The organism is Kitasatospora sp. NPDC018058 (genome assembly GCF_044327205.1).
In the GTDB taxonomy this organism is placed as follows: Bacteria; Actinomycetota; Actinomycetes; order Streptomycetales; family Streptomycetaceae; genus Kitasatospora.
Genome location: NZ_JBIRFA010000016.1, coordinates 86,881 through 104,810 on the forward strand (window position 1 = coordinate 86,881; position 17,930 = coordinate 104,810).

15 protein-coding genes are annotated in these 17,930 nt (G+C 72.7%); 10 read left to right on the forward strand and 5 right to left on the reverse strand.

The window, feature by feature from the left end; all coding sequences use genetic code 11:
• Window positions 1-57: 57 nt before the first annotated feature.
• Window positions 58-804: an SOS response-associated peptidase gene (locus ACH4E7_RS23165; RefSeq protein ID WP_396250912.1), complete on the reverse strand. Its 747-nt coding sequence runs from the start codon at window positions 802-804 to the stop codon at window positions 58-60.
• A 39-nt stretch (window positions 805-843) separates the two neighbouring features.
• On the reverse strand, window positions 844-1,587 hold the full coding sequence (locus ACH4E7_RS23170) for an AraC family transcriptional regulator (RefSeq protein ID WP_396250913.1): 744 nt from the start codon (window positions 1,585-1,587) through the stop codon (window positions 844-846).
• 99 nt (window positions 1,588-1,686) lie between these two features.
• Here ACH4E7_RS23170 and ACH4E7_RS23175 point away from each other — a divergent pair, with 99 nt between their 5' ends.
• Together ACH4E7_RS23175 and ACH4E7_RS23180 are read left to right on the forward strand one after the other, a co-directional pair.
• Window positions 1,687-2,877 (forward strand): MFS transporter, encoded by a 1,191-nt coding sequence (locus ACH4E7_RS23175; protein WP_396251059.1) that lies wholly within the window; start codon window positions 1,687-1,689, stop codon window positions 2,875-2,877.
• A gap of 114 nt (window positions 2,878-2,991) precedes the next feature.
• Window positions 2,992-3,282 (forward strand): hypothetical protein, encoded by a 291-nt coding sequence (locus ACH4E7_RS23180; protein WP_396250914.1) that lies wholly within the window; start codon window positions 2,992-2,994, stop codon window positions 3,280-3,282.
• Here ACH4E7_RS23180 and ACH4E7_RS23185 read toward each other — a convergent pair.
• Window positions 3,266-4,015, reverse strand: a complete 750-nt coding sequence (locus tag ACH4E7_RS23185; RefSeq protein WP_396250915.1) for a sulfite exporter TauE/SafE family protein — start codon at window positions 4,013-4,015, stop codon at window positions 3,266-3,268. The genes ACH4E7_RS23180 and ACH4E7_RS23185 overlap by 17 nt on opposite strands.
• Complete coding sequence (locus ACH4E7_RS23190; protein ID WP_396250916.1) at window positions 4,012-4,371, reverse strand: rhodanese-like domain-containing protein; 360 nt, start codon at window positions 4,369-4,371, stop codon at window positions 4,012-4,014. The genes ACH4E7_RS23185 and ACH4E7_RS23190 overlap by 4 nt, the downstream gene beginning before the upstream one ends.
• 649 nt (window positions 4,372-5,020) lie before the next feature.
• Between ACH4E7_RS23190 and ACH4E7_RS23195 the strand changes: the two genes are divergently transcribed.
• The 6 genes from ACH4E7_RS23195 to ACH4E7_RS23220 all read left to right on the forward strand — a co-directional run bounded on the left by ACH4E7_RS23195 (window position 5,021) and on the right by ACH4E7_RS23220 (window position 13,973).
• On the forward strand, window positions 5,021-6,406 hold the full coding sequence (locus tag ACH4E7_RS23195; protein WP_396250917.1) for a rhodanese-like domain-containing protein: 1,386 nt from the start codon (window positions 5,021-5,023) through the stop codon (window positions 6,404-6,406).
• A 1,392-nt stretch (window positions 6,407-7,798) separates the two neighbouring features.
• Window positions 7,799-10,318: a M4 family metallopeptidase gene (locus tag ACH4E7_RS23200; protein WP_396250918.1), complete on the forward strand. Its 2,520-nt coding sequence runs from the start codon at window positions 7,799-7,801 to the stop codon at window positions 10,316-10,318.
• A 157-nt stretch (window positions 10,319-10,475) separates the two neighbouring features.
• Complete coding sequence (locus ACH4E7_RS23205; RefSeq protein ID WP_396250919.1) at window positions 10,476-10,646, forward strand: hypothetical protein; 171 nt, start codon at window positions 10,476-10,478, stop codon at window positions 10,644-10,646.
• 404 nt (window positions 10,647-11,050) lie between these two features.
• On the forward strand, window positions 11,051-11,269 hold the full coding sequence (locus ACH4E7_RS23210) for a hypothetical protein (protein ID WP_396250920.1): 219 nt from the start codon (window positions 11,051-11,053) through the stop codon (window positions 11,267-11,269).
• Between the two features lie 44 nt (window positions 11,270-11,313).
• A complete protein-coding gene (locus tag ACH4E7_RS23215; protein WP_396251060.1) occupies window positions 11,314-13,494 on the forward strand; it encodes a heavy metal translocating P-type ATPase in 2,181 nt (726 codons plus the stop codon).
• Complete coding sequence (locus tag ACH4E7_RS23220) at window positions 13,491-13,973, forward strand: copper chaperone PCu(A)C (RefSeq protein WP_396250921.1); 483 nt, start codon at window positions 13,491-13,493, stop codon at window positions 13,971-13,973. The genes ACH4E7_RS23215 and ACH4E7_RS23220 overlap by 4 nt, the downstream gene beginning before the upstream one ends.
• A 107-nt stretch (window positions 13,974-14,080) precedes the next feature.
• On the opposite strand, the gene ACH4E7_RS23225 is transcribed toward ACH4E7_RS23220, so the two are convergent.
• The gene (locus tag ACH4E7_RS23225) at window positions 14,081-14,305 is read right to left on the reverse strand and encodes a hypothetical protein (protein ID WP_396250922.1); all 225 of its coding nucleotides are present in this window, start codon (window positions 14,303-14,305) and stop codon (window positions 14,081-14,083) included.
• A gap of 370 nt (window positions 14,306-14,675) precedes the next feature.
• Here ACH4E7_RS23225 and ACH4E7_RS23230 point away from each other — a divergent pair, with 370 nt between their 5' ends.
• Window positions 14,676-16,037, forward strand: coding sequence for an MFS transporter (locus tag ACH4E7_RS23230; RefSeq protein WP_396250923.1), 1,362 nt, complete (start codon window positions 14,676-14,678; stop codon window positions 16,035-16,037).
• Between the two features lie 40 nt (window positions 16,038-16,077).
• Window positions 16,078-17,910, forward strand: a complete 1,833-nt coding sequence (gene asnB / locus ACH4E7_RS23235) for an asparagine synthase (glutamine-hydrolyzing) (RefSeq protein WP_396250924.1) — start codon at window positions 16,078-16,080, stop codon at window positions 17,908-17,910.
• Window positions 17,911-17,930: the final 20 nt, after the last annotated feature.

The window sequence follows — 17,930 nt, forward strand, 5'->3', positions numbered from 1 at the left end:
CGCCCACCGTAGTGCAGAGCAAACGCGCTGTCAGCGGAATCAGCGGCGGGAGGGGCGTCAGTCGGCGAGCCCCAGCGGGTCGGGGGCGGTGTCGAGCAGCTCCGGGCCGTCGGGCGCGCGCACGCTGTTGACGGTGGGTGGGACGGCGCGTACCCGCAGGGCGCCGTCGGCGGGGCGGCGCAGCAGGTGGTGGAGGTCGGCCGGGTCGGTGTGGGCGGGGGAGAGCCAGGTGGGCACGTCGTCGGGGGCGATGGTGAGCGGCATCCGGTCGTGGATGCGGCCGGCCGCGTCGGTGGCGTCGGTGGTGATGATGGTGGCGGTGGCGAGCCAGGCGAGCGGGTCGTCGTCGGCACGGGTGCGGTCGCGCCAGAACTCGTAGAGGCCGGCCATCAGCATCACGCCGCCGGTGCTGAGGAAGTACGGCTGCTTGTACTTCTTGTGGTCGGCGGTGGCGGGGACCTCGCGCCACTCGAAGTAGCCGTCGGCGGGGATGACGCAGCGGCGGGCGGTGAAGGCCTTGCGGAAGGCCGGCTTGGTGTCGACGGTCTCGGAGCGGGCGTTGATCATGCGGGCGCCGCCGGACGGGTCCTTGGACCAGGACGGGACGAGCCCCCAGCGCAGCGGACGCAGTTGGCGCAGCACCTCGCCGGTCTCCCGGTCGAGGCGTTCCAGCACGGCCGGGATCGGGTCGGTGGGCGCGACGTTCCAGCTCGGCGCGAAGGTTTCGGCCGGGTCCCAGCGGAGCTCTCCGAGCAGCGAGACGAGGTCCTGGGGCGTGGTGGTGGAGACGAAGCGGCCGCACATGCCCCCAAGCCTGCCACCCGGGACGGACAACCGGGGCTTTCAGCGCGCCGGGGGGCCGCCGGGGGTGTGGCCGAAGGTGCGGCGGAAGACGTCGATGAAGGCGCTGGCCGAGGCCCAGCCGCAGCGGTGGGCGACGGCGGTGACCGGCACACCCTCGGCGAGCAGTACCAGGGCGTGGTGCAGCCGCAGCTGGGTGCGCCACTGGGGGAAGGTCATCCCGAGGTCGGCGCGGAACAGCCGGGAGAGGGTGCGGTCGCTGGCGCCGACGGCGCGGCCGAGTTCGGCGAGGGTGCGGCGGTCGGCCGGGTCCTCGTGCAGCAGCCCGCACAGCGCGTGGAGCAGCGGCGTGGTCGGGGTGGGCAGGTGCAGCGGCTGCCGGGGCGAGGCGCGCAGCTGGTCGAGCAGGACGGCGCGCAGTCGGGAGCGTTCGGGGCTGTCGTCCTCTGGGGCGCGGGTGTAGGCGATGATCAGTTCGCGCAGCAGCGGGCCGACGGCGAGGACGGTGGGCCGGTCCAGGGCGAGCGGGTTCTCGGTGGCGGGCAGGCCGACGAGGTGGAGTTCGAGGTCGCCGTGCGCCTGGTGGGCGTGGATGGTGCCGGCCGGGATCCAGAGCGCGCGGTTGCCGGGGGCGACCCAGGAGCCGGCATCGGTGGTGATCGCGACCACGCCGCGGGCGGCGTAGGCGATCTGGTGGTCGTCGTGGCGGTGGGCGTCGATCCCGGTCCCGGAGGGCAGCAGCTGGGCGCGGGTCGGGGCGACGGGATCGTGGCGGATCTTCGACATCAGCTGGCAGATTATCGGAAGTGCGACCGGGGGCGCGGACCCCAGCATGGCGGGGTGCTGAAACCACCGTCAGAAGAAGCGTCGGAGAAGCCGACCGGCCTGCTGTACCACACGTCGATCACGCTGCTGTCCGTCGGACACGCCTGCGTCGACGTCTACCAGGGTGCCGTCGCCGCCCTGGTGCCCTTCCTGGTGGCCGAGCGCGGCTACGGCTACGCCGCCGTGTCGGGCGTGGTGCTCGCCGCCTCCCTGCTCTCCTCGGTCGCGCAGCCGCTGTTCGGGATGCTCACCGACCGCTGGCCGCTGCCCTGGCTGCTTCCGGTCAGCACACTGCTCGGCGGCGCGGGCATCGCGCTCAGCGGGGTGGGCGGCTCCTACGGGCTGACGCTCGCCTGCGTGGCGCTGTCCGGTGTCGGGGTGGCCGCGTACCACCCGGAGTCGGCGCGGGTGGCCCGCTCGGTCGCGCAGGGGGCCGGGGCCGGCCACCGGGGGATGGCCTGGTTCTCGTTGGGCGGCAACCTGGGCTTCGCGGCGGCGCCGCTGCTGGTCGCCGCCGTGGTCGGCACCGGCGGGCTACGGCTGACCCCGCTGCTGGCGGTGCCGGCCCTCGCGGGCGCCGCGCTGTGCCTGCCGGTGCTGCGCGAGCTGGCGCGGCGGCGTGCCGCCGGGGCGGGTGCGGCGCGCAAGCCGGGCCGGGACGACCGGGCCTCCTTCGTGAAGCTGTCGCTGGCCGTGGTGTGCCGTTCGATCGTCTTCATCGGCCTGAGCACCTTCCTGTCGCTGTTCGCCACCCAGCGCCTCGGCGGCGGGACGGCGGCCGGCACCGCGGCGCTGGTGGTGCTGTACGCGGGCAGCGCGGTGGGCTCGGTGCTGGGCGGCGCGCTGGCGGACCGGTGGGGCCGGGTCGCGGTGGCGCGCTGGTCGTACCTGGTCGCGGCGGTGGCGGTGGCCGGGGTGCTGCTGGTGCCGGGGCCGGCGCTGTACCTGTTCACGGCGCTCACCTCGGCGGGTCTGTACGCGCCGTTCTCGCTGCAGGTCACGCTGGGGCAGGACTACCTGCCGTCCCGGATCGGCACCGCGAGCGGGATCACCCTCGGGCTGACGGTCAGCATCGGCGGCCTGGTCAGCCCGCTGATCGGCGCGGTCGCGGACGCCACCTCGCTGCGGACGGCGCTGCTGCCGCTGGTGGCGATGCCGGTGCTCGGCTGGGCGCTGTTCCGCACCCTGCCGGAGCCCGCCGTGCCGGAGGAGGAGGCGCCGTCCGTGGCGGGTGCGACCGCCGAGCTATAGGCGCCCTCGCAAAAGGTTCAGCAATTATACGTTCGTAACTATGGCGATAGATTCATCATCATGGCCGTTCCCGACCTCCGTCAACCCGATCAACCAGCGGAAGGGATGCCGACCATGAAGGTGCTCGCCCTCGGCGGAGCCGGAGAGGTGGGCCGCGTCGCCGCCCGTGCCGTCGCCGGGCTCCCCGGCGTCCAGGAACTGGTGATCGCCGACCGCGACCTGGAGGCCGCCCGCCGCACGGCCGCCCTGCTCTCCGCCAGCGCGGCGGTGCCGGTGCGCGCACGGCGGGTCGACGTCATGGACGCGGCCGAACCGGACGCCGCCCTGGGAGTGGGGGTCCTCTCGGGATGGATGGGCGGACCGGCCGTGGCCGGAGCAGGGGAGCGGGTCAGCCGAGGGTGGTGACCAGCATCAGCGTGGCGACGGCGAGCAGGGCGATCGCGAAGGCCCGCTGCAGGGTGCGTCCGCTGAGCTTGTCGGCGAGCCGCTTGCCGTCCCGGGCGCCGAGGATCGCGGCGCCGGTGAAGGGCGCGGCCACGGCCCAGTCGATCGCGCCGGTCGTGCCGAGGCGGGGCAGCAGGGCGGCGAGGGAGTTGGCGGTGATGACCAGCAGGCTGGTGCCGACCGCCTCGGCCATGGTGAAGGCGAGCACCGAGACCAGCGCGGGCACGGCGAGGAAGCCGCCACCGACGCCGAGTAGTCCGGTGACCGCACCGAGTCCGGCGCCGGCCGCCGTCGAGCGGCCCGCTCCGGCGGCGGGTCGTTCCTGCCGCTCCGCCTTGGGCGGCACCAGCATCCGCCAGGCGGCGAGCGCCGCCAGTACCGCGAAGGCGCCGGTCAGCAGTGCGCCCGGCAGGTGGGCCGACAGTGCCCCGGCGGCCGCGGCGGCGGGCAGTCCGGCGGCGGCGAACAGCGCGCCGGTGCGCCACCGCACCCGCCCGGCCCGGGCGTGGGCGAGCAGGCCGGTCAGCGAGGTGGCGGCGACGATCACCAGGCTCGCCGTGGTGGCCAGTGCGGGGGAGAAGCCGAGCAGGTAGACCAGGGCGGGTACGGCCAGCATGCTGCCGCCGCCACCGAGTCCGCCGAGCGCCAGCCCGACCACCGCGCCGGCGGCGAGCGCCAGGATCAGCGTGGTCATATCACGTGTCCGGCGCCGCCGTCGGGCGTGGTGACCGGCAGGCCCGCCCGCTGCCAGGCGCCCATGCCCCCGGCGACGTTGAGCGTCTCGACACCGCGCGCGGCGAGCAGCTCGGCCGCCCGCTGGGAGCGGTTTCCGGAGCGGCAGATCGCGAGGACGGTCCGGCCGGTGGCCTCGGGCGGCAGCTCGACTCCGGCGGCCAGGCCGATCAGCGGCAGGTGCAGCGCGCCGGGGGCGTGCCCGGCACGGAACTCGGCGGCCTCGCGGACGTCGAGCAGCACGGCGGCGCCGGTGCGGGCCAGTTCATGGGCCTGGGTGGGGGTGGTCTGCCCGGGGGCGGACGGCAGCGGGGACATGGGTTCCTCCAGTGATGCGGGCCGGACCGCAGTGGTCCGGCGCGTCGGGGGTGCCGCGGTGCGCGACGCGGGTGCCCGAACGGGCGGTGGCGGTGGCACGGGCCTCTCCTCGGCTCCGCCCGTACCCGGACGGTGTCCGGTCCGGCGGCGGCCGGTTCCCCCTCGACGTCCACCATAGTACCCCCGGGGGTATTGTCGAAATTGTTCGGCGATACCCCCGCCCGTATCGACCCGGAGGTCGTATGCTGGCCCATATACCGAGGGGGGTATCTCGGTATCCGCGACCGCGCTGCGACGCCCGACGCCGCTCAGGAGGGTCCCCCGTGTACTTCGCCCAGTTATCGCGAGTTCGAGGATCCTCCCCAGCTCAGGGCCATGCACGGGTTCCCCCTGGGGTGATCAACCGAATTCACGGAGCCCGGATATCGAGGGGGAAGGACGGTTCGGTCGCACCGCCGCCGCGTGATAGGGCAAGAGGGGAGCGGCTCCAGCAGGTTCGTGTATCGGCGTCGGCGGCCACGTGGCCGATCGTAGGGAGCCGTACCTCGACAGAGGCGGGCCGGGCGGTTGCGCCCGTCGGAATAGATACCCCCAGGGGTATGCTTGAGTGTGTGGCCAGCTGGTCAGACCCCAACGAAGGAGACACCCCGTGATCTTCAGTCAGTACTACCTTGACTGCCTCTCCCAGGCGTCCTACCTGATCGCCGACGAGACCACCGGCCAGGCTGTGATCGTCGACCCCCGCCGGGACGTCGACGAGTACCTCGCCGACGTGACGGCGCGTGGCCTGACCGTCGTCGGCGTCATCAACACCCACTTCCACGCCGATTTCCTCGCCGGCCACCTCGAACTCGCCGCCCGCACCGGCGCCTGGATCGGCTACGGCCACCGTGCCGAAACCGAGTACCCCATCCGCCACCTCACCGACGGTGAACGCGTCTCCCTCGGCGACGTCACCCTCCAGATCATGGAGACCCCCGGACACACCCCCGAGTCGATCAGCATCCTCGTCTACGAGTATGCGACCGACGAAGCCCCTTACGGCGTACTCACCGGCGACGCCCTGTTCATCGGCGACGTCGGCCGCCCCGACCTGCTCGCTTCCGCCGGCGTCACCGCCGAGGATCTCGGCGCCATGCTCTACGACAGCGTTCACCGCAAGCTCATGGCCCTGCCCGACGAGGTCCGCGTCTTCCCCGCTCACGGCGCCGGCTCCGCCTGCGGCAAGAACCTCTCCACCGAGAAGCAGTCCACCATCGGCACACAGCGCCGGACCAACTACGCCTGCCAGCCCATGGATGAGGACGCCTTCGTCCGCATCGTCGCCGCCGGTCAGCCCGCCACCCCTGCCTACTTCGGCCACGACGCCGCCCTCAACCGGCAGGACCACCCGCTGCTCGACCGCACGAATGCCGACCGCCCCCTGTGCCCCGAAGGCTTCAAGGAAGTCCGCGCCGCAGGCGCCGTCGTCCTCGACGCCCGCAGCCCCCAGGACTTCGGCGCGGGACACATCCGCGGCGCCATCAACGTCCCCATCGACGGCCGCTTCGCCGAACAGGCCGGCACCGTCCTCACCCCTGACAGCACCATCGCGATCATCGCGCCGCAGGACCGTGAGAACGAGGTCATCACCCGCCTCGCCCGCATCGGCTTCGATCGCATCGCCGGCTACCTGCGCAGCCCCAGCAGCGCCCTGTCCGCCCTGGCCGACGAGGTCACCCCCGCCAGCCGCCTCACTGCCGACCAGCTCAGGACCGCACTCGCCGGCGAGCAGCCCCCTACTGTCCTGGACGTGCGCAGCTGTGGCGAACGCGAAACAGGATTCATCGAGGGATCCCTGCACATCGCCCTGGCCGACCTCCCCCGCCGCCTGAACGAGATCCCCACCGACCGCCCCCTGGTCGTCCACTGCGCCAGCGGCCACCGCTCCTCCATCGCCGCCAGCCTGCTGCGCCACCACGGTCACACCGACATCTCCGACCTCATCGGTGGCTACAACGCCTGGCACACCCTCACCCACCCCGCTCGAGGCTGAACCCAGCCGTCCCGGCCCGCCCCCTGCCCGGGCCGCGGGCGTTCCTGAAGGTTGCTCCCGCCGTGTGCCCCCTGGACACCACCCCATCGGCGCCCGGTCCGGGGGCGGGGGCACAGCCGCGGCGGACGGACCGACTCCCCCAGGGTGGTCGCTACGATCTTGATCGCCCATAACAATGCGCCGACCATCGGCAACGTGCTCACTGCAGCCCTGCTCACGGCAGTTCCCATCCGCATCACCCACGAGGCCGATCGTTGGATCGCTGACAGCACCAGTGGTGGTTCCGGGGCCGACATGCTCCCAGGACCTCGTGTCGTGCCTGGCCACCGGTCTATGCCGAGTCCTCACGGAACGCGTGACTCGACGACTCGGCACACGGGTGCTTCGGGGTCTGCAGTCGGAGTCGAGCGGCGCCCTGGACGGATGATGACGCGTACTGCCACATCGAGACCGGACACAGGCATCCCACCGTCTGCGGACGGCCGTGTTCAGGGACCCGGCCGGCGATGGGGAGGGGGCGACGTCGTCGCTCCCCTCGCGACACCCGTCGATGAGCGCCTCGCCGGTCTCGACACGGATCTTGAGCACCTTGAGGAGCTGGCGAGTCTGCGCCGCATCGGCCCATCCTCGACGAGCCGCAACGTGTTCGACTACGACCGCATCCACCTGATCGCCAACCCCGCACCGGCCTCAGCGGGCTGAGCGAACGCCTACGCGGCCCGCGTCCATTGCCGTGGGTAAAGCATGAGTTCGGGCACAGCGTCAGTGCGCGGACCGAGCGCTGACGACCGGCCGGCGGATCGGCGCAAGGACGCCAGTGGCGACAGCCCGCCTTGTCATGGCTCATCGAGGCGCCGAAACAGCCTTGTTCGCCCGTTCGCGCTCCGCTACCTTTCTGCAGCTGGACGCAACAGGCGCTCAGCACCAACCCGCGGCATGCCCATGGCGCCCCAATCGGTTGAGCACCCGTCACCAGCTGCTGCTGACGTCCCGAACCTCTGCCGAGCTGTCTGGGCCCGTCTGCACGTGCGCGTTCCCCCACCTTCGGGCCTGTACGTCAACCGGCAGCCCTACGAAGGCATGCCCACGCACCAGGCTCCGACCCCCATATGGGAGGGCCGTCAGTTGCACACTCATGCCAGAAACGCTCATCGCCGCCGCATAGGCCGATCCGGCACAGCGGCGCTCTCCGCCGCCGGACTCGTGATCGCCGCTCTGACCGCCGCCGGGACATCGACCGCGGCAGTGCCGCCGCCCACATCCGATTCGTCTCAGGCGCTGGCCGCCCAGAACGCCGACGAGCTTGTGGCCAGCCGTCCGGCGTTCCTGCACTCCAGCGCGAACGAACAGTTCACCCGGCATCAGGTCGCCTCATCGGGTGGTACGCAGTACGTGCCCTACGAGCGCACGTACTCGGGCATTCCGGTGATCGGCGGCGACTTCGTGATCGTCACCAACAGCGCCGGCCAGGTCATGTTCAACTCCGTCGCCCAGGAGCACCCGATCGGCACATTGTCGGTCAGTCCCACCCTCAGCAGTGCCAGGGCCGAATCAGTGGCGTCGGCGCAGCTGAAGTCGGTGTCCAAGGTCGAGGGCACCCGGTTGGTGGTGTACGCGCTGGGCACGGCACCGGCCTCCCTGGCGTGGGAGTCCACCGTGGACGGCGTCGGCGACGACGGCTACAGCCGGCTGAGCGTGGACGTCGACGCGCACACCGGTGCCGTGCTGCACACTCAGGAGCACGTGATGCACGGCAGCGGCACCGGGGCCTGGAACGGCCCCGAGCCGCTCACCATCAACACCACGTCCTCCGGCGGCACGTTCTCGATGAGCCCCACCAACATCGCCAACATGCCGTGTCAGGACGCCGCGACCAACACGACGTTCACCAAGTCCACCGACACGTGGGGCAACGGCGACGCCACCAACAAGGAGACCGGCTGCGTCGACGCGGAGTACGTGGCGCAAGGCGAGTTCCGGATGCTCTCGCAGTGGCTGGGCCGCAACGGCATGGACGGCAACGGCGGAGCCTGGCCGATTCGCGTGGGCCTGGCCGACGTCAACGCCTACTACGACGGCACCCAGGTCCAGGTCGGACACAACAACGCCAACCAGTGGATCAGCGCCGTCGACGTCCTCGCCCACGAGATGGGCCACGGCATCGACGATCACACCCCCGGCGGCATCTCCGGCAACGGCACCCAGGAATGGATCGCCGACGTCTACGGCGCCTCGACCGAGTTCTTCATCAACGAGCCGTCCCCGTACGCTGTCCCCGACTTCCTCGTCGGTGACCAGGTCAACCTGGTGGGCAGCGGCCCGATCCGCAACATGTACAACCCGTCGCTGGTCAACAACGACCCGAACTGCTACTCCAGCAGCATTCCGAGCGCTGAGGTGCACTCCGCGGCCGGCCCCGGCAACCACTGGTTCTACCTGCTCGCGCAGGGCTCCAACCCCGCCGGCGGCCCGACCAGCCCCACCTGCAACGGCTCCACCGTCACCGGCATCGGGATCCAGAACGCCCTCAAGATCCTGTACAACGCCCAGCTGATGAAGAACTCCGCCAGCTCGTACCTGATGTACCGCACTTGGACGTTGCAGGCGGCCAAGAACCTCGACCCCTCCTGCGCCCAGTTCGACACGGTCAAGGCCGCATGGGACGCCGTCAGCGTCCCAGTTCAGTCCGGCGACCCGACCTGCACCGTCGGCAACGACTTCTCCATCGCCGTCTCGCCGAGCTCGGGTGCGGTCAACCCGGGCAGCTCGCTGACCACCACGGTCTCCACCACGCTCACCAACGGTTCGGCGCAGACGGTGAACCTGTCGACCTCCGGCCTGCCCGCGGGCGCCACCGCGTCGTTCAACCCGGCCTCGGTGTCAGCCGGGGGTACGTCCCAGCTGACCATCAGCACCGCCACCTCGACGCCGGCCGGCACGTACACGGTGACCGTCACCGGCGCCGGGACCTCAACGACTCACACAACCACCTTCTCGCTGACGGTCAACGGCACCGCCGGCCCCGGGATCACCAACGGCGGGTTCGAGACGGGCAACCTCACCGGCTGGACCACCTCCGGCGCTTCCACGACGGTCGTCAACAGCGGTGCCCACTCCGGCACGTACGCAGCACGACTGGGGTCGACCACGGCAACCAACGGTGACTCCAGCGCCGCACAGACCTTCACCGTGCCATCCACCATGGGCACGCTGTCCTTCTGGTACAACGTCACCTGCCCGGACAGCGTGACCTACGACTGGGCCACCGCCACCCTCGCCGACAACACCGCCGGCACCAGCACCACGGTCCTGGCCAAGACCTGTGCCGCCAGCTCCGGCTGGACCCAGGTGTCCACCCCGGTCACTGCGGCGCACAGCTACACCCTGACCCTCACCTCGCACGACGACAACTACAGCGGCGACTCGACGTACACGCTGTACGACGATGTCGCGCTGAGCGCCTCGGCCCCTCCGACTAACCCGATCGCCAACGGAGGCTTCGAGACCGGCTCGTACTCCGGCTGGACCACCGCAGGCACCGCGACGGTCGTGAACTCCGGTGCGCACTCGGGCACCTACGCCGCCCAGCTCGGCGGCACCGGCCCGACCAACGGTGACTCCTCCGCGTCGCAGACGTTCACCGCCACCGGCGGCGGCACCCTGCACTTCTGGTACAACGTCACCTGCCCGGACACGGTCAGCTACGACTGGGCTACGGCGACGCTGAAGGACAACACCACCAACACCACCGCCACGGTCCTGGCCAAGACCTGTGCCACCGGCTCCGGCTGGACCCAGGCCAGCAGCGCCCTGACCACGGGACACTCCTACACCCTCACGCTGACCTCGCACGACGACAACTACAGCGGCGACTCGACGTACACGCTGTACGACGACGTAACAGTGAGCTGACTCAGCCGGCAAACCGATTCCGTCGGGGGGACAGCCGAAATCGGCTGTCCCCCCGACACACACGGCACCTGACCGGCGGTAGGCCAGCGCCTGCCGCAGTGGATGCGCTGTGTAACCGGGCCGATGGCGCCTCGGGGCGACCTGAGAGACTCGGGCGGTGGCCGTGAACGACACCGGCCGTGCCGCTCTGCTCCGCCGGGGCTTCGCCTTGGAGTACGCCACGCTCGCCTGGAACGTCGTGGGCATCGTGGCGCTCGGCGTCGCGGCGGTCTCCGCCCGTTCCGTGGCGCTGACGCGATTCGGCCCGGCGAGGTGGTGGACGCCGTAGAGCGGGACGCCAGACGTAGCCCATGGCGGCGACCAGGCCGACCTACAGGGCCCCGGACAGGCCCGGTCCGGCAGTGGCGGCGACGGCGCCGACATCGGCGAGGGTGAGCCCGGCCCGGTCCGGCGTCCCCGCCGGTGGTCGGTCAGAGCACGGCTGCGGCGTCGAGGGCGGTGAGCGTCGCCGGCCCGGTCGACGAGGACCGGGTCCGGGTGGCCGTCGACGAGTCAGGGTTCGTCCTGGCGGACCGCCTTTGACCGCCCGTCTGGCGAGGCCAGCCGCCCACCGCGACGCCGGCCGGTCGGCCGCGATCCGCCCCCCCCCGACCGGCTGGCTCCGGCCGGGGTCGTTCGGGTGATGACGGTCACAGCGGGAACTCGGGCCGGGCCCGCCCCGACTGGTGGGTCGTGAACACAGTCAAGCCGGCCCTCCGGCCCCCCCTTGTCCTGGCGGGCTTCGCTCTGCTGCTCGCCGCCGTCTTCGCCGCCTCCTACGCCGTCGGGCACGCCGTCGGCCCGGTGGCCCCCGGCCTGCGCCCCACCACCAGTGGACCCGAGACCGGACGCGGACACGGCGGGATGCCCGGCATGGACGGCATGGACGGCATGGGGGAGGACGGTCGGTGAGCGCCACAGCGCAGAGCCAGGTCACCGACCTCGTCGTCGGCGGGATGACCTGCGCCGCCTGCGTGGGCCGGGTGGAGAAGCGCCTGGCCCGCCTGGACGGCGTCAGCGCCAGCGTCAACCTCGTCACCGGCCGGGCCCGGGTGCTGCACCCCGTCGGGCTGCCCGCGGCCGAGCTGATCGCCGCCGTCGAACGGGCCGGCTACACCGCGGAACCGGTGACCGACGAGCCGACCGACGCCGGGGCGGAGGGGGAGGGGGACCGCGGCGATCCGCTGCGCCTGTTGGCCACCGCCGTGCTCGCGGTGCCGGTGCTGGCCCTGTCGATGGTGCCCGGCTGGCAGTTCGCCGGCTGGCAGTGGCTGTGCTTCGCGTTGGCGCTGCCAGTGGTCAGCTGGAGCGCCGCCGGTTTCCACCGGCGGGCCTGGCAGGGGTTGAGGCACGCCACCGCCACCATGGACACGCTGGTCAGCCTGGGCGTCGTGGCGTCGTTCGGCTGGTCCGCGTACGCGCTGCTGTTCGGCGGTGCAGGCGCTATCGGCATGCGGATGCCGCTGTCGCTGACCGCCTCCGGCGGCGAGGCGCATGTGTACCTGGAGGCGGCCGTCGGCGTGCCGCTGTTCGTGCTGGGCGGGCGGCTGCTGGAAGGCCGGGCACGCCATCGCGGCGGCGCGGCCCTGCGGGCGCTCGCCGCACTCGGCACCCGCGAGGTGACACTGCGCGAGGACGGCAACGAGCGGACCGTCCCGATCGAATGGCTGATACCCGGTCAGGAGTTCACCGTCCGCCCCGGCGAGCGGATCGCCACCGACGGCGTGGTGGTCGAGGGCGGCTCGGCAGTGGACGTCAGCGTGCTGACCGGCGAGAGCGTGCCCGTCGAGGTCGCCCCGGGCGACCGGGTGACCGGTGCCACCCTGAACGTCGGCGGCTCGCTGGTCGTGCGAGCCACCGCGGTTGGCGCGGACACCCAGCTCGCCCGGATCGCCGCCCTGGTGACGGACGCCCAGGCCGGTAAGGCGCGCGCCCAGCGGCTCGCCGACGCCGTCGCCGCCGTGTTCGTCCCGACCGTGCTGGCCGTCGCCGTGTGCGTGCTCGGCTTCTGGCTCGGCGCAGGCGCCGACACCCAGGCCGCCGTCACAGCTTCCGTCGCCGTGCTCGTGGTCGCCTGCCCGTGCGCACTCGGCCTGGCCACCCCCACCGCGCTGCTCGCCGCCACCGGGCGCGGCGCCGAACTCGGCGTGCTGGTACGCGGACCCGAGGTGCTGGAGAGCCTGCGCCGGATCGACACCGTGGTGCTCGACAAGACCGGCACCCTCACCACTGGCCGGATGGAGCTGGTCCGACTCACCCCCGCCGAGGGCGTCGACCCAGACGAGGTGCTGCGGGTGGCCGGCGCGGTCGAGCACCACTCCGAACACCCGATCGCCCGTGCCGTCGCGGACGCGGCCCGGCAGCGGACGGGCCCGCTCCCGGCCGCCACCGGCTTCGCCGCCACCGCCGGCACCGGGGTGCGGGCCACCGTCGAGGGCCATGACGTCCGCATCGGCCGACCCGGGGCGCCACCACAGGAGGCCGCACTGCGCGACGCCCTGGCACAGGCCGAGGAGGAAGGGCGCACCGCCGTCCTGGTCGAGGTCGACGGCCGCCTGGCCGCCGTGGTCACCGTCGGTGACACCGTGCGGGCCGGCAGCTGGCGGGCCGTCAGGAGACTGCGGGACCTCGGTGCCGACGTGGTGCTGCTCACCGGGGACCGCCCCGGACCGGCCCGCGCCGTCGCCGCCGAGCTCGGCATCACCACCGTCCACGCCGCCGCCACGCCGGAGCGCAAGGCCGCCGTGGTCACCGAACTCCGCTCCGCCGGACGGAGCGTGGCCATGGTCGGCGACGGCGTCAACGACGCGGCCGCGCTCGCCGCCGCCGACCTCGGCATCGCCATGGGCTCCGGCACCGACGCCGCGATCGGCGCAGCCGGGCTGACGCTGGTACGTGGGGACATCGACTCCCTGGTCACGGCCGCCCGCCTCGCCCGGCGCACCCTCGGCACCATCCGCGCCAACCTGGCCTGGGCCTTCGGCTACAACGCCGTGCTGCTGCCGCTCGCCGCCCTCGGACTGCTCAACCCGATGATCGCGGCGCTCGCCATGTCCGCCAGCTCCGTGCTGGTGGTCGCCAACAGCCTGCGCCTGCGCGCCTGGCAGCCCGTTCCGGCCCGGCGGGGCACCCGGTGAGCCGCCGCGCCGTGGCGGCGCTCCCACCGCTCGCCGTCGCCGCCACCCTCGTCCTGCTGACCGCCTGGAGCGCGGCCGGCCAGGCCGGCCGGGGAGCGCCCGTGCAGGCGGTGGACGCCAAGATCCTGGTGCCCGCGTCCCCAGGTGCGCCCACGGCCGCGCTCGTGGTCCTGCGCAACCCCGGCGACATACCGGACCGCCTGACCGGGGCCCGCTGGGGCGCGGACGGCGAGGCGGTCCTCAAGGAGCACGTCCACCGCGGCGGCTCCGGCAGCTGGACACCCGTCGCGGCGGCGACCGTGCCCGCCCGGGGCGAGCTGCGGATGAGCCCCGAGGGAACCGATCTGCTGCTGCCGCATCCGCCCGCGCTGCGCCCCGGCGACCGGCTGGAGCTGACCCTGCGGTTCCAGGACACCCCCGACCTGGTGGTGCATGCCCTGGCCGTCCCGCCGGGCGGCCTCGGCGAACCTGGCCGCTGACTCCGAGGACGCTGATGAGCAGTTCCCCGGGCGGGTCGGGTCCTGGCCCCGACCCGCCCGGACTCGTGCGGGAGCAGCTCTGGTACACGGGGCCGGCGGCTGCCGCGCTACGGTGTCCTGCCGAGCCCTTCGAAGGGCAGGAGGGACCAGCCCGCCGGGACGCGCCGGGCCGATCGAGCCAGTTCCTTCAATCTCCGGACCGCTGCCAGCCAGTGTGCGCAGTCCGCGCAGCGCGCGGGATGTGAGTCGAGGTCGGAGCGGTAGCCGGGGCGCTCGGTGTCCTCGCCGTCGACGTGGGCGGACATCGCGTCCCGGAAGTCGGCGCAGCTCATGGGCCCATAGTCCGTCAACGGTGCGGGTGGCGGTAGAGGGCCACGGTCACGTTCCGGCGTCCGCCTGGGGCTGACCGCCGATGACGACGGGGTGACGGGCCTTGCGGTGACGGCGGGCTCGGGCTGTGGGTGCGTCCGTCGAGGGGTTCGCCCGCCGGACCCGGCGCGACGTGTGGGGCCTCCCGACTCGGGGTCGTTCTCCTGTTCGGAAAAGAATCATGCAGGTGTTCGGAACTTCCCGGGGTTCCGGTCCGACTCGTGTGCCGGGTGCCGTTGCAGACGGCGCCCGGTTCCAGGAGGAAGGACAGGGTATGCGGCTCAACGAACGCTCTCCGCGCCGGTGCAGATTCGCAGTCAAGGGGATCGCCCGGTGAGCGCGCCAACGGCACAGGAGGTGCCGCAGGCGGCGGACCGCTGGAGCCTGGTCGCGGTCGCCGGGATGCTGTCGTTCGTGGCGATGCTCGACATGAACATCGTCAACATCGCACTCGCGGACATCGGCGACGGTTTCCACATATCCGCGCAGACCGCCCAGTGGGCCGTCCTGGGATACCAACTCCCGCTGGTGGCCTTGCTCCTGCCCGCCGGACGGTGGCTGGACGCCGTCGGCACCCGGTCGGCCGTGCTCACCGCCGTCGCCGGGTTCGCGCTGGGCAGCGTCGCCGCCGCCGCGGCGCCGTGGGCCGGCGTGCTGATCGCGGCGCGCGTGGTCCAGGGGGCCTTCGGCGCGGTGCTGTTCGTCCTGATGCCGGTGCTGGCGATGCGCTCGGTGCGGCCACAGCTGCGGGCCCGGGCGATGAGCGTGCCGGCGACGCTGGGGCCGCTCGGCGCGGTCACCGGCCCCGCCCTGGGCGGGCTGCTGCTCGACCACTTCGGCTGGCGGGCCATCTTCCTCGTCAAGCTCCCGGTCTGCCTGGCCGCCTGGCTGGTCGCCCGCCGCCACGTCCCCGCCGGAGGCGTCCTGCGCGCACCCGGCCGGGCCGAGCTCGCCGACGCGGGCCTGATCGGGGGATCCGTGGCCGCGCTGCTGCTCGGGCTAACCTTGTCGGCCGACGCGGCCGCCTGGCTGCTGCTGGCGGCTCCCGCGATTCCGCTGGTCCTGTGGTGGCTGCGCCGGGGCGGCGGCCGCCCGGTCCGGGCCGTCCTGCGCGAGAGACGGACAGTGGGGCTCAATACGGCCGTGCTGGCCGTCGCGGCCGCCTTCGCGATCGTCCACTACCTGCTCGCCCTGCACCTGCAGCGTGACGAGGCCGAGAGCGCCACCGCCACCGGCCTGACCATCCTGTGCTTCCCCCTCGCCATGGGGATCGGCGGGCCGCTCGGCGGCCGACTGGCCGACCGCTTCGGCGCCCGGCCGACCGCCACCGCCGGGGTCGCACTCACCGCGTTCGGCTTCCTCCTGCTCGTGCCGCTCGGCGACACCTGGAGCCTGCCGGACATCGCCTGGCGCCTCGCCCTGGCCGGGGCCGGGATGGGCCTGTACGGCGGGCCGACCCAGACCCTCGTGATGAGCGCCGCCACCCCGGCGACGACGGCCACCGCCAGCTCCACCGTCCAACTCGCCCGCAGCCTCGGCTTCACCCTCGGTCCGGCCCTGGCCACCGCCGCCTGGAGCCTCGGCGGCACCGGTACGGCCGGCCTGCACGCCGGCCTCGGCCTCGCCGCAGCCGGCGCCTGCCTCGCCGTCCCCTTGCTGGCGTCGCACGGCCGCTCCGGGCCCCGTACGGCCTGAACCCTCCTCTTCGACCCCGTTCACCGTCAGGAGCACACGCATGTGTGGAATCACCGGCTGGGTGTCCTTCCACCAGGACGTCCGCCACAGCGCCCCCGTCATCGAGGCGATGACCGCCACCATGGCCCTGCGCGGCCCCGACGCCGCCGGCGTCTGGCTCGGCCGCAACGCCGCACTCGGCCACCGGCGGCTCGCCGTGATCGACCTCGACGGCGGCGCCCAGCCAATGGCCGACCGCACCGATCAACCGCAGGTGGTCCTCACCTACAGCGGCGAGGTCTACAACCACCACGAACTGCGTGGCCAGCTCAGAAGCAGAGGCCACCGCTTCGAGACGCGCAGTGACACCGAGGTCGTGCTCCGCGCCTACCTGGAGTGGGGCGACGCCCTGGTCGACCACCTGGAGGGCATGTACGCCTTCGGCATCTGGGACGAGCGCGAGCAGCGGCTCCTGCTGGTCCGGGACCGGCTCGGCGTCAAGCCGCTGTTCTGGGCCGCCGTCGACGGCGGGCTGGTCTTCGGCTCCGAGCCCAAGGCGCTGTTCGCCCACCCCGAGGTCACCCCCACCGTCGACGCCGACGGCTTGCGCGAGGCGTACAGCCTGCTCTTCAACACCGGCCCCACCGTCTGGGCCGGCGTCCGCGAGGTCCACCCCGGCGGCCTGCTCGTCCTCGACCGCGACGGCATCCGTGAGCACCGCTACTGGGAGCTCACCGCCCGCCCGCACGACGACGACCTGGACGTCACCAAGGAGCGGATCGGCGAGCTCGTCAACCGCGCCGCCAGGTCGCAGCTGGAGGCCGACGTCCCGCTGTGCAGTCTGCTCTCCGGAGGCCTCGACTCCACCGTCGTCACCGCCCTCATCGCCGACGAAATCCGCCGCACCCAGGGCCCCGAGGCGAAGTTTCGCTCCTACGCCGTCGACTACAGCGACCAGGCCGAGCAGTTCACCGGCGACGTGCTGCGCACCGGCCACGACACCCCGTTCGCAGCCGAGGCCGGCGCCTTCATCGGCACCGATCACTCCACCGTCATCCTCGACCCGCGCGCCCTGCTCGACCCGGACAACCGGCGGGCCGTCGTGGTCGCCCGCGACTCGCCGATCGGTGTCGGCGACATGGACACCTCGCTCTACCTGCTGTTCGGCGAGATCCGCAAGCACTCCACGGTCGCCCTCTCCGGCGAGGCGGCGGACGAGGTGTTCGGCGGCTACCCCTGGTTCCACACCCCCAAGGCGCTCGCCGCGCAGACCTTCCCCTGGCTGCTCGTCACCGGCGACGACGCCGCCATGCCGATCGACCCCGACCTCGCCGCCCACCTGCGCATCCGCGAATTCCGCGAGAACACCTACCGCAGCTCCCTCGCCGCCGTCCCGCACCTGGACGGCGAGACCCCGGCCGAGCACCGCCAGCGCGAGATGCAACACCTCTCCCTCACCCGCTGGCTGCGCCAACTCCTGCACCGCAAAGACCGGCTGAGCATGGCCCAGAGCCTGGAAGTCCGCGTCCCCTACTGCGACCACCGCCTCGTCGAGTACGCCTTCAACACCCCCTGGGCGATGAAGAACCACGACGGCCGGGAGAAGAGCCTGCTGCGCGACACCGGCCAGGGCATCGCCCCTGACTCGGTGCTCTGGCGGCCGAAGAACCACTACCCGGCCACCCACCACGCCGACTACAACGCCGGCCTCCAACGGCTCGCCCGGGAGGCCCTGGACGCGCCGCACGTACGCGACATCGCCGACGAGACGGTCATCAAGACCAGCCTCGACACGCCCGCCGACCAGCTCCAGTGGGGCCACCGCCTCCGCCTGGAACGGGTCGTCGACCTCGCGCTCTGGCTCGACCACCACCGCCCCGCCCTCGCCCTCTGAACCTCTCCACCGCACCACCC